General features: G+C 63.7%; 13 protein-coding genes. 8 read left to right on the top strand and 5 right to left on the bottom strand.

Annotated elements, in window-relative coordinates; genetic code table 11:
- Positions 1 to 2 precede the first annotated feature (2 nt).
- Positions 3 to 2,852 (top strand): [protein-PII] uridylyltransferase, encoded by a 2,850-nt coding sequence (locus tag GFJ39_RS04380; protein ID WP_153430178.1) that lies wholly within the window; start codon positions 3 to 5, stop codon positions 2,850 to 2,852.
- On the opposite strand, the gene GFJ39_RS04375 is transcribed toward GFJ39_RS04380, so the two are convergent.
- Complete coding sequence (locus tag GFJ39_RS04375) at positions 2,818 to 4,524, bottom strand: tetratricopeptide repeat protein (RefSeq protein WP_153430175.1); 1,707 nt, start codon at positions 4,522 to 4,524, stop codon at positions 2,818 to 2,820. The two genes, GFJ39_RS04380 and GFJ39_RS04375, sit on opposite strands and share 35 nt — an antisense overlap.
- 242 nt (positions 4,525 to 4,766) lie before the next feature.
- On the opposite strand from GFJ39_RS04375, the gene GFJ39_RS14180 reads away from it, so the two are divergent.
- The 6 genes from GFJ39_RS14180 to GFJ39_RS04345 all read left to right on the top strand — a co-directional run bounded on the left by GFJ39_RS14180 (position 4,767) and on the right by GFJ39_RS04345 (position 11,051).
- The gene (locus tag GFJ39_RS14180; RefSeq protein ID WP_228391791.1) at positions 4,767 to 4,976 is read left to right on the top strand and encodes a hypothetical protein; all 210 of its coding nucleotides are present in this window, start codon (positions 4,767 to 4,769) and stop codon (positions 4,974 to 4,976) included.
- A gap of 64 nt (positions 4,977 to 5,040) precedes the next feature.
- On the top strand, positions 5,041 to 6,024 hold the full coding sequence (locus GFJ39_RS04365) for a hypothetical protein (protein WP_153430170.1): 984 nt from the start codon (positions 5,041 to 5,043) through the stop codon (positions 6,022 to 6,024).
- A 23-nt stretch (positions 6,025 to 6,047) separates the two neighbouring features.
- Positions 6,048 to 7,448, top strand: a complete 1,401-nt coding sequence (gene thrC / locus GFJ39_RS04360; RefSeq protein WP_153430168.1) for a threonine synthase — start codon at positions 6,048 to 6,050, stop codon at positions 7,446 to 7,448.
- Between the two features lie 59 nt (positions 7,449 to 7,507).
- Positions 7,508 to 8,773: a M16 family metallopeptidase gene (locus tag GFJ39_RS04355; RefSeq protein ID WP_062446664.1), complete on the top strand. Its 1,266-nt coding sequence runs from the start codon at positions 7,508 to 7,510 to the stop codon at positions 8,771 to 8,773.
- Positions 8,770 to 10,101, top strand: coding sequence for a TldD/PmbA family protein (locus GFJ39_RS04350; protein ID WP_153430166.1), 1,332 nt, complete (start codon positions 8,770 to 8,772; stop codon positions 10,099 to 10,101). The genes GFJ39_RS04355 and GFJ39_RS04350 overlap by 4 nt, the downstream gene beginning before the upstream one ends.
- Positions 10,101 to 11,051 (top strand): Tim44 domain-containing protein, encoded by a 951-nt coding sequence (locus GFJ39_RS04345; RefSeq protein ID WP_153430164.1) that lies wholly within the window; start codon positions 10,101 to 10,103, stop codon positions 11,049 to 11,051. Before GFJ39_RS04350 ends, GFJ39_RS04345 begins: the two co-directional genes overlap by 1 nt.
- Before the next feature lie 199 nt (positions 11,052 to 11,250).
- On the opposite strand, the gene GFJ39_RS04340 is transcribed toward GFJ39_RS04345, so the two are convergent.
- The 3 genes from GFJ39_RS04340 to GFJ39_RS04330 form a co-directional block, all read right to left on the bottom strand.
- Positions 11,251 to 12,201: a heme o synthase gene (locus tag GFJ39_RS04340; RefSeq protein ID WP_153430162.1), complete on the bottom strand. Its 951-nt coding sequence runs from the start codon at positions 12,199 to 12,201 to the stop codon at positions 11,251 to 11,253.
- Complete coding sequence (locus GFJ39_RS04335) at positions 12,198 to 13,376, bottom strand: cbb3-type cytochrome c oxidase subunit I (protein WP_153430160.1); 1,179 nt, start codon at positions 13,374 to 13,376, stop codon at positions 12,198 to 12,200. The genes GFJ39_RS04340 and GFJ39_RS04335 overlap by 4 nt, the downstream gene beginning before the upstream one ends.
- A gap of 86 nt (positions 13,377 to 13,462) precedes the next feature.
- Positions 13,463 to 14,143, bottom strand: coding sequence for a class I SAM-dependent methyltransferase (locus tag GFJ39_RS04330; RefSeq protein WP_153430158.1), 681 nt, complete (start codon positions 14,141 to 14,143; stop codon positions 13,463 to 13,465).
- Positions 14,144 to 14,307: 164 nt separating this feature from the next.
- Here GFJ39_RS04330 and GFJ39_RS04325 point away from each other — a divergent pair, with 164 nt between their 5' ends.
- Entirely contained in the window at positions 14,308 to 14,502 is a 195-nt protein-coding gene (locus GFJ39_RS04325; protein ID WP_153430156.1) for a hypothetical protein, read from the top strand.
- A 9-nt stretch (positions 14,503 to 14,511) separates the two neighbouring features.
- On the opposite strand, the gene gshB is transcribed toward GFJ39_RS04325, so the two are convergent.
- Complete coding sequence (gene gshB, locus GFJ39_RS04320; RefSeq protein ID WP_153430154.1) at positions 14,512 to 15,489, bottom strand: glutathione synthase; 978 nt, start codon at positions 15,487 to 15,489, stop codon at positions 14,512 to 14,514.
- Positions 15,490 to 15,634 lie beyond the last annotated feature (145 nt).

Genomic DNA, 15,634 nt, shown 5'->3' with positions numbered 1-15,634 from the left:
ACTTGAAAGAAAGCTCTTTCTGGGGCGAAACTCCCTCCCTTTCCTTCGCTGACGATACGGATAAGCCCCTGTCTGACCGAACCGCCCCCCCCTCGTGCGACCCGGCATCCTCCCTGCAAACCGCTCTCGATGCGGCTGCGGAACAAGGGCAGACGACCCGCGAGAACGTCCTCTCGATCCTGCGGCGGCATCTCGGTAGCGGTAACGCCACTGTCCGTCACGAGTTCGAAAAGCGCAGAATGTCGGGAATCGACGCCGCCCGCGCCCTCGCCCACCAGGCCGACGACATAGTCTGCGCGCTGGCCGAACTCGCCGCACAGAAACACGATGCTCCCGGCGAGACCCTCTGTCTCTGCGCCACCGGCGGGTACGGTGCAGGACTTCTCGCTCCCTTCAGCGATATCGACATCCTCTTCCTGATCCCCGGTGACCCGACCCCGGCCATGACCGCCCGGATCGAGTTCATCCTTTACGCTTTGTGGGATCTCGGCCTGCGCGTCGGCCATGCCACACGCTCCATCGCCGAATGCGTCCGCGACGCCGACAGCGACCTCACCATCCGCACCGCCCTTCTCGATCTGCGCTTCCTGTACGGTGATCGCGGCCTCGCCCGCGATCTGCGCTGCGCCCTGGGCATCGATCTGCAAAACGATCGGCTCTGCGAGTTCGTCATGGGCAAGATCGCCGAACGCGAACAGCGTCACCGCCGATTTGGCGACAATCCTTACATGGTCGAACCTAATATCAAGGAAGGCCGCGGCGGCCTGCGCGACCTGCAAACCCTGAACTGGATGGGCCGTGCCGCCTTGGGTTGCGCCGTCTCCACCCCGGACCGCAATGGCCAGCCCGCCGAAGCCCCACAGACACCGTCCTTCGCCTCCTTCGGCCTGCTGACAGACCGCGAATCTCTGCGCGCCCGCCGCTCATGGGACTTCCTGTGGACGGTCCGCCTGCACCTGCACTACATCACCGGTCGCGCAGAGGAACGACTGACCTTCGACGTCCAACCCGTCATCGGCGGTCGCATGGGCTATGCCACGCACGGCCGCCAGCGCGGCGTCGAGCGATTCATGCGGCACTATTTCCTGACGGCCCGTGATGTCGTGCGCCTCACCAGCGTGCTGCAACCCGTTGTGCTGATGCATCTTCAGGACCAGACCACCGGCGAGCCGCCCAAAATCGTCCCCGGCCCCGAAGAGTTCCAGACCATTGCCGGCCGCATCTCCCCCATCGAGCCCGTGACCTTCGCGTCGCAGCCCCGCGAGATGTTCCGCCTGCTCGACTGCGGCCGCCGCCACGACCTGCCCCTGCATCCCATCGCGATGCAGCAGATTATCCGCAACGAACGCCACGCCGTTGCCCTGCGCGACGATCCCGAAACCGCGAAAATCTTTCTGGATCTGCTCTGCGAACCGAGTGCAGACGAAACCAAAGCTGTTCCGTTCTGGCTCCCGATCCTGAACGAAACCGGCCTTCTCGGCCGTCTCCTACCGGACTGGTCCCGCGTTGTCGGGCAGATGCAGTTCGACAGCTATCATATCTATACGGTTGATGAGCACATCGTCGAAGCCGTGCGCATGATGGGTCAGATCGAAGCCGGACGCATGGCGGACGAGATCCCCCTGGCCTACACACTGGCCAGCGACCTCCGCTCCCGCCGTGCGCTCTACGCCGCCGTTTTGCTGCACGATATCGGCAAGGGACGCGGCGGCGACCATTCCGAAATCGGCGCCGACCTCGCGCTCACGATCTGTCCGCAGCTTGGCCTTGATCCCGAAGAAACCGATACCGTCTCCTGGCTGGTCCTGCATCATCTCCTGCTCTCCCAGACCGCCTTCACCCGCGACATCGACGATCCCCGCACGATCCTCGACCTCGCCGACACCATCCAGTCCCCCGAACGTCTGCGCCTCCTCCTGCTCCTCACCATCGCCGACATACGTGCCGTCAGCCCGAAGGTCTGGAATGCCTGGAAAGCCACCCTCCTGCGCGAGCTTTTCTCCCGTGTCGCCGAGGTGCTGGAAGGCGGACTGGCCGCCACCGAACGCGACAGCCGCGTCAACCACGCCCGCGAACTCGCCCGGGACGGCCTCACCGGCACACTGCCCGAAAGCAGCATCGACCGCTTTCTGGACCTCGGCTACCCCAGCTACTGGCTCGGCTTCGATACCGACACCCAGATGCGCCACGCCCGCATGGTCCACGATTCGGATCGCTACCGCTCACCCGTCACGGTCGAAGCCTACCCGATCCCCGAACGCGGCGTCACCGAACTCACCGTTCTCTGCGCTGACCATCCGGGCCTGTTCTCCCAGATCGCAGGCGCCCTCGCCGTCGCAGGCGCCTCCATCGTGGACGCCCGAATCCACACACTCAGCGACGGCATGGCGCTCGACACCTTCTGGGTGCAGGACGGCGAAGGCTGCTCCTTCGAGGAACCGCACCAGCTCGGCCGCCTCAACCATCTCGTGGAACAGGCGCTTTCGGGCCGTCTCGACATCCGCAAGGGCATCGAGGACGCCAGCCATCACAGCACCTCGCGACGGATGCGCGCGATCCACGTCCCACCCCGCGTCGTCATCGACAACACGGCATCGGACCGTCACACCGTCATCGAAGTCAATGGCCGCGACCGCCCCGGCCTGCTGCACGACGTCACATCCGCCCTCAGCAGCGCGTCACTCCAGATTTCCTCGGCCCATATCACGACCTACGGCATGCGCGCCGTGGACGTGTTCTACGTGCGGGACCTGCTGGGCATGAAGATCACCGATCCGGTCCGCCTCGCCCGCCTGCGCGAAACCCTGCTCGCCTCCCTCACAAGCTCTCCGGTCGCAGCGCCCGCGAACTGAGCGCTCCCACAACGTCCCGCAGTACCGTCTTCCATCCTGCGGCAACCGTCGCGCCAGCGGGTGGCCGGAACTGCCGGACAGTTCCGTACCAGTCCACATCCTTCCACCGCCAGTCTCCACCCTCACGGTTGAGCAGCCATAACGGCCGCCCCAGCGCACCCGCCATATGCGCCACCAGCGTGTCCACGCTAATCACAAGCGCGCACCGCCCCATTTCCCGCGCCAGATCCACAGGCGTTTCAAGCGGAACCCGCTCCATCCAGTCCGGCGCCTCGCCGCGCTGAAGTGCCACAAAGTGCACGCCGTTCACCTGCCGCAACACATCCAGACACTCCACCGGAACCGACCGCCTGCGATCAAACCGATAGGACGGATTCCCCGACCAGCAGACCCCAATCCGCCCCGCCTCCGGCTTTTCCGAAACCGCCAGATACGGCTCCGTTGACGGCACATCATCCATCCCCAGCACAGCCGGCAGACTCAGCAGACTGACCTCAGCCGCCACCGGCCCGTCCGCTAGCAAGATCCTCCCCTGATCCAGCTCCGGCATCAAATCCGCCAGCGCCGCTGCCCGGAATCTCAGCCGCAACGGTCGCCGCTTGGCCGCTTCCGTCAGAAACCGCAGAAACTGCACCTCATCGCCCAGACCCTGCTCGCCCACAACGGCCACAGGCTCATCTCCCGCCGAACCATCCCATTCATCCCATTGCGGCGCATCCGATGCCAGACGCAGCAGCGACCGGCGACTCTCAAAATCCCGCCATCCTTCCGCAAACCGTCCCTGCCCCAGCAGAATGGTCGCCCGGTTGAAGCGCGCCCGCTCCGCCTCCTCTCCACGCTCGCGCAGCACGATTGCCCCGAAAAGCGCCTCGGCCTCTTCCAGACGCCCGATTTCCATCAGCACCGTCCCCAGACTGTTGGCAATCCGCCCATCCGAAGGCCGGAGTTGCAGGGCTTCCCGCAACGTCTCACAGGCCGCGTGAAGATCGCCCAGCGCCATCTCCACCAGCCCCAGACTGTTGAGCGTCTCCGCAGTTCGCACTCCCCGCTCACAGGCCTGCGACAGAACTGTCGCCGCTTCGTCGAACGCATTGCATGCAAATAACGCCGCCCCCAGATTGGCCAGCGCGCGCCCATCCTGCGGCCTGCGATTCACGACTTTCCGGAACTGTCCGATCGCCTGCTCAAACAACCCGTCCTCAAGAAACAGTCCTCCAAGCCGCGTTCTCACGAAACTGTCATCCGCTGAAAGAACCGCCGCTTTTTCCAGCGTCGCACGGGCCTCGTCCCGACGTCCCAGCCTTTCAAAAGCCTCGCCCAGAGCCGCATGCGCACGCGGATCGGAAGGCTGCAGAATCACCGCTACACTCAGGGCCGCGCGCCCCGCTTCAACATGTCCCTGAGCTATAAGCGCAAGCCCCAGCGTGATATGCATCCGGGCCTTCCGATCCGGAGAAACGCCATTTTTCTGCAACGCCCGCCCCACCAGCGCGATAGCTGTAGCATCCTGTCCGCGCGCACGCGCCAGACAGGCCATCCCATGCAGGGCATCGGGCTGCCCTGGCTGCCGGAACAGGATGTTACGAAAATCTTCTTCCGCCCCGGCGAGGTCTCCAGCACGGAAACGGGCAAAGGCGGCTTCGGTCGGATCGACAGAAAACAAAGGCATCATCAACTCTTCGTGCTCCGAAAATGCCACAAAATCCAGATAGACAGGCGTTAACGAAGTTTTCACAGTTATTTGGTCAAAACCGTTAATCTAGGTACCGTGTCAGAGGTTTTCAGACGATGCATCTTGAACAGAGAACAGGTCCGGTTCCCGGTCTGGTGTACGCGACGGTCCGACAGGGAATAACCACCCGGACATTTCCCATCGAAGTGCGGCGGACTGCCTCAGGCCATTACATCTCCCGCATGCCTGACAACCGATGGTCGATCGAGTGCCTGACCGTCGAAGCCGCACTCCTGATGCATGCCGCCGTCCTCTTCCCCGTCGAGCACGAACTCTCGCCCTGGCTGTCCAACCCCAAGCCCTCGCCCCACGTGGTCGACCGTATGTCCAAAACCGTGGAAACCCGCCTTGACCGCGCAAAAGACAAGACCAAAAAAGAATCCCACTCCTGATCTGATGGCCCGTTCAGACCACTTCTGACTTGCCAAACACGGCTGGCAGGGCGATGTCAGAGGCATGAAAACCCGTCTCCTGCACGTCGCCGCCGCTACCGGTCTTGTGGCTCTGGCCGTCATGGCCACCCCCGCCAGAGCGGATCATCCCTGGCAGGACGCCCCCGTTCAGGCGTCCATCACAGCAGACGCAACGCTCCCGGGCCTACAGCCCACAACACTGCTCACCGCCGAAAACGGGACCTATCTGGCCCTCGACGCCAACGGACATCCTGTCCGGATCGACGCCACCAATACGGTTTCTCCTCTTCCCGGCCCCAATCAGCCCACTGACCGTCTGGTCGCACTGACCCGGTCCGGCGCTGATCTCTGGGGTCTGACCGCTGACGCACAGCCCGTCCTCATCCGGATGTCGCAGGACGGATCGGCTCAGTCCCGCATCCCCCTGAGCGGTGCCACGGTGCAGGGCAGCAACCTGATCGCCCTTCAGGTCCACGATACACACGCCTATCTGGCCGATGAAGGCAAACCCGCACTCGTCGTGGCGAACATCCAGACCGGCAAGGCCAGCCGCTTCCTGCCCTACGACATGTCTCTCACCGGCCGCCACCCGCTCCTGCGCAACAACCAGCCCCGCATGGGGACGGATGGACACCCCCTGACCGGTGGCAATGTGCGCTTCCTCATGCTGGATGCGAAAGGCCAGTGGCTCTTCTACCAGCCCGCCTGCGGCCCCATGTCCCGCATCGCAACTGCCCTGCTGACCGACACGACCTTCACCGCCGTCGAACAGCTCGACGGCATCACCGAATGGCGGACAACCCCCAGCCTCGGGGGCGCGACCCTGACCCCGGATGACACCTTCTACCTGTCCGACATCACCGTCGGCAGCATCCTGAAATTCGGCAGCGACCGTATCCCGCTGCGGATCCTCCGTGACCAGCGCCTCTTCGATGCAGGCGCGCCCGCCGTCTCCGACATCCACCAGATGGCCGTTCTGGCCACGGAAGATGGCACAACCCACATTCTTCGCATCGCCTTGCCCTGACAGGACGTGATATAAATTCCCCCATGCGCTACCGATCGACCCGCGGCGAGCTGACCGCCGACGCCCCGAACTTCTCTGACATCCTTCTCGCCGGCCTTGCGGGAGACGGCGGTCTCTACATGCCGGAGAGCTGGCCGAAGATCAGTCCGCAGACCCTGCGCGAGTGGCGCACGCTCTCCTATCCGGACCTCGCCGCAGAAGTCATCGCCCTCTTCACCGAAGGCGCGATCGACGTCGACACCCTCCGCGACATGACCCGGGACGCCTATGCGGATTTCGATCACGCCGCCATCGTCCCGCTGGTCGAGGTCGAACAGGACCTGTACTCCCTCGAACTGTTTCACGGTCCGACGCTCGCCTTCAAGGACATGGCGATGCAGATGCTCGGCCGCCTGTTCGATCACGTCCTGACCCAGCGCAACCGCCACGTCACGATCGTCGGCGCAACCTCCGGCGACACGGGTTCGGCCGCCATCGAGGCCTGCCGTGGCCGCGAGCGCCTGTCCGTCGTCATCCTGCACCCCAGGGGCCGCACCTCGGACGTCCAGCGCCGCCAGATGACGACCGTTCAGGACGACAACATCCTCAACATCGCCGTCGAAGGCGATTTCGATACCTGTCAGGATCTGGTCAAGGCGATGTTCGCCGACCACGCCTTCCGTGACGAGGTCTCGCTTTCGGCCGTCAATTCAATCAACTGGGCCCGCATCGCAGCCCAGATTCCGTATTACGTCCGCGCGGCCCTCGCCCTCGGCGCGCCAGACCGCGAAGTTTCCTTCTCGGTCCCCACCGGCAATTTCGGCAACGTCCTCGCGGCCTGGGCCGCAAAGCAGATGGGCCTGCCCATCAAGAAGCTCTGCATCGGCTCCAACCGCAACGACATCCTCACCCGTTTCGTCATCGACAACGACATGAGCGTGCGAAGGGTCGAACCCAGCCTGTCGCCCTCGATGGACATTCAGGTCTCGTCCAACTTCGAGCGCCTGCTGTTCGAACTGCTGGACCGCAATTCCACCCGCTGCGCCGCCATCATGCGCGAGTTCCGCGAGACCGGCCGCATGGCCGTCCCGCACGATGCCTGGACCCGCATGAAAGAGGTGTTCGAGGGCATGACCCTCACCGACGAACAGACCAGCGAAGCCATGCGCCTGTTCTATAACGAGAGCCTCTATCTCGCGGACCCCCACAGCGCGATCGGCCTCGCCGTCGGCAAGCGTTTCCAGGAACCCGGCATTCCCATGGTCGCGGCCGCCACGGCCCACCCGGCCAAGTTCCCGGACGCCGTGATCGCCGCCACCGGCATCCACCCCAAACTCCCGCCGCACCTGTCCGACCTGTTCGAGCGCACCGAGCGCTACGAGTGCATGGACAGCCAGATTGCCGGCCTTCAGGACGCCGTCCGCGCCCATATCAAGCGCGGCTGATCGTCCAACACAGGCTCCCCAACCGGGGAGCCTGCCTTCCTTCGACAATACGGAACCTCATGCCCGATACGATTGAAGTCACCAGACTCGATAACGGCCTGACCATCATCACCGAACGGATGGACCGCGTCGAAACCGTCTCCTTCGGAGCCTATGTCTCCATCGGCACGCGCGACGAGACCGCCGACAACAACGGCGTCTCCCATTTCCTCGAACATATGGCCTTCAAGGGCACCGAGCGCCGCTCCGCCTCCCGCATCGCCGAGGAGATCGAGAATGTCGGCGGCTACATCAACGCCTACACCGCCCGCGAAACCACAGCCTATTACGTCAAACTGCTGAAGAACGACCTCGCCCTCGGCGTGGACATCATCGGCGACATCCTGACCCACAGCACATTTCTGGACGCCGAAATCGAGCGCGAACGCGGCGTGATCCTTCAGGAAATCGGTCAGGCCAACGACACGCCCGACGACATTATCTTCGACCAGTTCCAGGAACGCGCCTTCCCCGAACAGCCCATGGGCCGCCCCACACTGGGCTCGGAAGAACGCGTCTCGACCATGACACGCGACACGCTCATGTCCTACATGCGCGAGCATTACACGACCCACAACATCACCATCGCCGCCGCCGGAAACCTGCACCACCAGCAGGTCGTCGATCTGGTGAAAGAACACTTCCGCGACCTCCCCACCCATCAGACGCCCCGCCCCCGCGCCGCGTCCTATGAGGGCGGAGAACTCCGCACGACCCGCGAACTGGATCAGGCCCACCTTGTCATGGGCTTCCCCTCGGTCAGCTACATGCACCCCGATCATTACGCGGTCATGATCCTCTCGACGCTTCTCGGCGGCGGCATGTCCTCGCGCCTGTTCCAAGAAATCCGCGAGCGCCGCGGTCTGGTCTACAGCGTCTATTCCTTCGCCTCTCCCTTCAGCGACAGCGGTCTGTTCGGCCTCTATGCCGGCACGGGCGAGGAACAGACCGCCGAGCTCGTCCCCGTCATGATCGACGAACTCAAGCGCCTGCAGGACGGCCTGAGCGCGGAAGAGCTGTCCCGCGCCCGCGCCCAGCTCAAATCCTCGCTCCTGATGTCTCTGGAAAGCACCGGCAGCCGCTGCGAACAGCTCGCCCGCCAGATCCAGGTCCATAACCGCCCTGTCCCCACGGCCGAAACGGTCGGCAAGATCGACGCGGTGACGGAAGAGGACATCCTGCGCGTCGCCCGGACCATCTTCTCCGGTACGCCGACCTTCACCGCCATCGGCCCCATCGACAACATGCCCTCGCTCGAGGACATCACAGCAAGGCTCGCCGCATGACCACAACGCCCGTCGAAGCCCTCCTCGCCGCAGCCCGCCGTCATGGCGCGGACCATGCGGACGCCATTCTCGTTCGCGACGAGTCCGAGTCCGCGCTCGTCCGCAAGGGCGTCCCCGAAGGCATCGAGCGCTCCGAGAGCGTCGCCCTCGGCCTGCGCGTCTTCCGCGGCAAGCGGGCAGCCACGGTTTCGACAAGCGTTCTGAACGAGGTCGAATTCGACCGTCTGGCCGAGCAGGCCTGCGCCATGGCCCTCGTGGTCCCCGAAGACCAGTATGCCGGCCTCGCCGAAGCCGCCCTTCAGGGCCGTTTCGACGCCGCCGGACTGGACCTCGAATGCAGCTCCGCCCCGAGCATGGACGACCTCCTCGCCCGCGCCCGCGAAGCCGAAGACACCGCCCTGTCCTTTGAAGGCATCACCAACACCAACGGTGCCTCCGCCGGACACGGCCGCACTTCCGTGATGCTCGGCACCTCCGCCGGCTTCTTCGGCGCCTACAGCCGCACCGGACATTCCACCAGCGCCAGCGTCCTCGCCGGCGAAGGTGCCACGATGCAGCGCGACTACGCTTATCGCAGCGCCGTGCATCTCGAAGACCTCGAAAGCCCGACCGTCATCGGCCGTGAAGCCGCAGAGCGCGTCCTCGCCCGCGTCAATCCCGGCCGCCCCCGCACCGGCACCTACAGCGTCATCTACGACCCGCGCGTCTCCAGCACCCTGCTCGGCCATCTGGTCGGGGCCATCAATGGTGCCGCCATCGCGCGCGGAACGTCCTTCCTCAAGGACAGCCTCGGCAAACAGATCCTCTCCGCCGGCCTGACCGTCCATGACGATCCGCGCCGCATCCGGGGCGCAGCCTCCCGCCCCTTCGATGCCGAAGGCTGTGCCGCCCTGCCGATGGACCTGATCGCGGACGGCATCCTCCAGACCTGGCTCCTCGACTCCCGCAGCGGCCGCCAGCTCAACATGCCCACCAACGGCCGCGCGAGCCGCGGCGTCGCCTCACCGCCCTCCCCGAGTGTGACAAATCTTCATCTCGCACCCGGACCCCTTTCTTCCGAGGCCCTGCGTTCCGATATCAGTGAAGGGATCCTGATCACCGAACTCATGGGCTCGTCGGTCAACATGCTGACCGGCGATTACAGCCGTGGCGCTTCGGGCTTCATGATCCGCAACGGCGAAATTGCCGAACCCGTCGCCGAACTCACGGTCGCGGGCAACCTGAAAGACATGTTTGCCCGCATGATTCCGGGCAGTGATCTAATGTTCCGGCAGAGCGTTAATGCGCCGAGTATCCGGATCGACGGCATGAACATTGCAGGACTTTGATGCGTAAATTCCGACTTTCTACGACCGCCTTCGCCCTCCTCTGCGCTGTCAGCCTCGGCGCGCTGGGAACAGCGGATGCGCGCCCGGGCGGCGGCAGCTCCATCGGAAGCCGCGGCTCCCACACCTGGAGCGCCCCGCCGCGCACCTCCATCACGCCCGGCTGGGCCCGCCCGATGGACCAGTCCGCAACCCCGCGCCCGTCGCCCGGTTACGGCTCATCGGGCTATGCCTCTCCGGCCCGCCCGATGCCCGGCTTCGGCGCTCCGGCCTACAGACCGTCCTACCCGGTCCGCCATCCGTTCCTGAGCGGCTTTGCAGGCGGCTTCCTGGGCGCAGGCCTGTTCGGTCTGCTGAGCGGACACGGCTTCATGGGCGGCATGACCGGCGGCACGTCGTTCTTCGGCTTCCTGCTACAGGTCCTCATCATCGGCGGGCTGATCGCCTTCGTCCTGCGCATGTTCGGGAACCGTGGCCAGCGCAGCCCGATGGGTATGCCCTCTTCCGCAGGTGCAACCCCCTTCGGCAACGCAGGTGGCAGCACGCCCGTGACGCTGACCAGTGACGACTATCTGAGCTTCCAGCGCCTTCTGCTCGACATCCAGGCGGCCTGGAGCGCACAGAACATGCGCGCCCTCGCCAGCATGGCGACCCCGGAAATGACGGGCTATTTCAACGCCCAGCTTTCCGATCTCGCCAGCCGTGGCGCCCGAAACATCGTCTCCAACGTCCAGTTCCAGCGCGGCGACCTCTCCGAAGCCTGGCGCGAAGGCAACCTGACCTACGCCACGGTCGCCATGCGCTACTCCATGACGGACGTCACCACGGATTCCATGGGTAACGTCATCGACGGCAGTTCCACCGAGCCCGTCACCGTGACCGAACTCTGGACCTTCGTTCGCGCCGATGGCCGCGGCAACTGGATCCTCTCCGCCATCCAGCAGGCCGGCTGACAAACCCCAAAACGGAAAAAGGCCCGGGACAACCCCGGGCCTTTTTTTTATTGCCTGCAATACAAACGAAATCCCGGTCGTTACAGCCGCGTCAGCGTAATCACGTAAAAGATCACCGCCAGCAGCACCACACCGCTCACAATCCCCGTAATCCGGCTCAGCCGCCGCTTGCGGGCAAGATCAATATCAGTGGTCATGTTCATCCGATCAGAACCCGGTCAACCAGCAGCCCACAGAACAGCAGGAACAGATAGGCCAGCGAATAGCGGAACGCGAACCGCGCCGGCTTGTCCTTCGTCAGGCTCCCCCCTTCCGCATCCTGTTTGTCCATCAGCACCCGGAACGCACAGAGAATGAACCCCAGATCCAGCAGACTGGTCACAACCGTATAGGTCAGCCCGACTTCATGCACGAAGCTCGGCACCAGCGAAACGGCCGTAAGGATGAACGTGTAGATCAGGATCTGCCAGCGCGTATGGCGTGCACCCTTCACGACCGGCAGCATCGGTATGCCTGCCTTGCCGTAATCCTTGCACGCATAAAGCGACAGGGACCAGAAATGCGGCGGCGTCCACAGGAACACGATTGCAAACATCGCCACCGGCAGCACAGCCATGGAGTTCATGGTCGCAGCCCAGCCGATCATCGGCGGAAACGCGCCCGCAGCCCCACCAATCACAATGTTCTGCGGCGTGCTCCGCTTGAGCCACATCGTGTAGATGACGCTGTAGAAAAAGATCGAAAACGCCAGAATGCCAGCCGCCAGCGCATTCGTCGCCAGCCACAGCACAACCACCGACAGAACCGACAGCACAACGCCATAAACCAGCGCCGCCTGCTCCGGCATCCGCCCGTCCGGAATGGGCCGCACGACCGTCCGCTTCATGATCGCGTCAATGTCGCGGTCATACCACATGTTGATCGCACCAGCGGCGCCTGCCCCGATACAGATGCACAGAATGGTAATCAGCCCGATGGGAATGGACGGCCAGCGCGGCGCCACAGCCATGCCCGCAGCGCCCGTAAACACCACCAGCGAAATCACGCGCGGCTTGAGGAGCGCCAGCCATTCACGCAGGGACGGATCGCCATCCTTGCCCGGAACGGAAAAAACCCCCGAAGGGACTAAAGGTGTCGCCGTATCGCTCATGCCGAGACCCGGGCACGGCCGGTCTCCCTCAACAGGAACAGCCCGACCAGACCAAAGGCCAGCAGACTGATCCCCATAAGAACTTCACCATAGATCATGACGCCCGGCACGATCGAACAGAACGCCCCGACCAGCATCAGCCCGGCATGCAGCCGGCTCATCATCGCGGGGATCCGGCCGGGGAGAAGCATCTCGACCCAGGCATAGAACCCGCCGCAAAGCGCCATGATGCCACCGAACGCCACAGCCGTATGATCGCCCGAATGTCCCGGCAGCCAGTCAGACAGCCATCCCGCCGTGAAAAGCAGAATGCTGCCAATCGCCCAGAGCGCGGCACCATCCAGATCCCGCTTCTGCCGCCACACATCCCTGCACAGCGCACCAATCAGCACCACCGACGGCAGGATCTGCGTCACAAAAACAAGGCTGGCCGTCACGCCAGCGGGAAGCGAGCCATACAGCCCGTCCATCCAGAGAAGCGGACCACCGATGCCCATGACGCCAAAAACATAAGGCGCCACCGTCCAGGAAGCGCCTCCATTGAACGAACGCGACAGCAGCGCCGACGCCACCAGCCCCAGAGCAGGCGTCAGCATCAGAGCGGTTTCCGGCAAATGCAGCGTCTCGATCAGGGCCGTGGTCGTAATCCCGTCCATCATGCCGCGCGTCACAACCGCCGCCAGAACCGGTGCCACCAGAACAACGCTGCACGCGGTCGCCAGCAGCGACCAGGCCAGCGGCGACATATCACGGAAACGGCAGGTCCGTCCCTCAAGGCAGGTGGTGATCACGTCGATCGCCACAGCCAGGATTCCGACTGACCACAGCAGCAGAGCCACGAACGGCAGAACCGGAAGCAGCACCACACCGGAAGACAGGAACCCGAACCCCGCCATCGTCAGGCCCCGAAGCACCGTCCGATCCGTCCCCAGCGCGGACGGCAGAAGCCACTGGCCGAAACCACCGAGGGCTGCCGGACACATGACGAAGAACGTCATGAGAATACCGTGGCAGAACGCCTGACCACTCGTGGGATGTGTCTGAAGAATTGGCAGAGCCAGCGACCCGCCCAGCAGACCGGCAAAAAGTGCCAGCAGAATGAAAGACGTTCCGACTCGGCGGCTGGAACGGGCCGAGGGAGTATCCGGGGCAGTATCGACGGCCTGATAAGTCATGATCGCGTAGTCGGTCCCTGAACTAGGAATACCGCAGCGAGCGTCGGAATACTCGGCGCCGACACAAGTGCGGAACCAAACGCCGATCAGGCGACCAGGGCTGCTGCGTCGCTTTTACTCTCGCATTGCGGCAATGTCACGAGTGTAAACAGCCCCGCGGGCGGGACCGGCGTCAGCGTGGCACGGCACAGGTCTTCCGGCGGCAGCAGCGATTCAATCGCAAAATCCGGATGCCAGCCCAGCGAACGCGACGCGCGGGCCATGCCCCGCTCGACCGAAAGACGCAGACCACCCGTCGCCAGGAAGTGGTTGACGAACAGGATATGCCCGCCCGGCTTCACAACCCGCTTGAGTTCCGCCAGCAGGCGGTCCGGATGCGGCACGACGGAGGCGACGAACATTGCAACGGCAATATCAAAGCTGTCATCCTCGAACGTCGTGGCTTCCGCATCCATTTCCAGCAGGTCATCCACATTCGTCAGATGATCCTGCAGAACGCGGATGCGCGCACGCTCCAGCATATCTTCGGAAAGATCGATTCCCGTGATCCGCTTGTCTCGGGAATAGGACGGCAGCGCCAGCCCCGTTCCAACGCCGACTTCCAGAACCCTCTCGCCTGGCAGGGCATTGACCGCAGCCACTGCTCTCTTACGTCCGTACCCCGAAATACCGCCAAAAACAGTATCATAAACGCGGGCCCATCGGCGATAAGCCGTCTTGACGGCTTCCGCGTCCAGTGCCGAACGCGGGGAAAGGGTTGAGGACATGATGATATGCGACCTTCTTTGTCCGCCCGGCCCTCAACAGGCCGGAGCTGTCCGGAACATGTTCAATTGGCACCTTCTTGCCCTCCCGGATATGCATCTGGCAAGACACGCAGTGCGCAAGACGTTTCAAAGCGGTGCATCGAACGGCTCCGAGGAGAACAACCGTGCTGATCTATTCCCTCGTAGGGCTCACCTTCATCATCTGGGTCGGAATCTATTTCCTGTATTTCCGCCAGCAGGTTATCGCCTGGTTCAGCAACCGTTTCGGGAAAGACCGCCCCGCCCCCGTCGAGGACAATACGCCCGAAGCCCAGCTTCCGTTCAGCTATACGTCCCCGCCCAAGGACGATAAATCCTGACCGAACCCCTCAGGCCAGAACACGCCGTTCGATCGCATCCCAGATCAGCCCGGCGCTGTTGATCCCGTCAAAACGGTCCAGTTCCTGCAAACCCGTCGGCGACGTGACGTTGATTTCCGTCAGCCAGTTGCCGATCACATCGATCCCCGTGAAAATCAGCCCGTGATCGCGCAGATACGGCCCGATCGACTCACAGATTTCCCTATCCCGTGGCGTCAGTTCCACGCTCATGGCCCGACCGCCCACATGCATGTTCGACCGCGCTTCACCCGTCGCCGGAACGCGGTTGATGGCTCCGATCTCCTCGCCATCCACCAGGATGATGCGCTTGTCGCCCTGACGCACGGCCGGCTCGTAACGCTGGATCATGAGCGGTTCACGCGAGCGTGCGAAATGCATCTCCAGCAGCGCGCCAAGGTTCTCATCATCCGGCTTGATCCGGAAAATCCCCGATCCGCCATTGCCGTAAAGGGGCTTGACGATGATGTCCTGATACTTCTCCCGGAACGCTAGGATCTCGCGCGTGTCCCAGGTCACGAGCGTCGGCGGCATCAGATGCGGAAAATGCGTCACCAGCAGCTTCTCCGGCGCATTGCGCACGGCGACCGGGTCGTTCACCACCAGCGACCGCCCTGCACCCACACCATGTATATGCTCCAGCATGTGCGTCGCGGTGATATAGCCCATGTCGAACGGCGGATCCTGACGCATCAGGATCACATCCGTCTGCCCCAGATCCAGCACCTGCTCCTCGCCGAACGTCGCATGATTGCCGCGCTCGCGCCGCACCTCGACCCGCCGCGCCCGGGCCCGCACACGTCCGCCCTTATCCTCCCCCTCGACAAGGCTCAGTGTCGTCACCGGGTAGACCCACAGTTCATAGCCGCGCGCCTGTGCCTCAAGCATCATCGCAAAGGTGGAGTCACCATCAATATTGACGGTCTCCAGAGGATCCATCTGGACAGCAACGCGAAGAGAACGGGACATCGGAAAACTCCGGCAGGGAGAAAGAGGAGTGGTCCAGTCCTCTGTAACCGCATGACCCGGTTTTTCAAAATCCCTCTTCTACGAAGTTCCCGCCCCTGACCGCCCCAGGTCGCGCCCGGTTCCAACTCCTCATCCGGCTCAGTGA

This window comes from Gluconobacter aidae (assembly GCF_009547075.1).
GTDB lineage: Bacteria > Pseudomonadota > Alphaproteobacteria > Acetobacterales > Acetobacteraceae > Gluconobacter > Gluconobacter aidae.
Note: the sequence above shows the minus strand (reverse complement) of the source record. Positions and strands in the feature narration are given on the sequence as shown.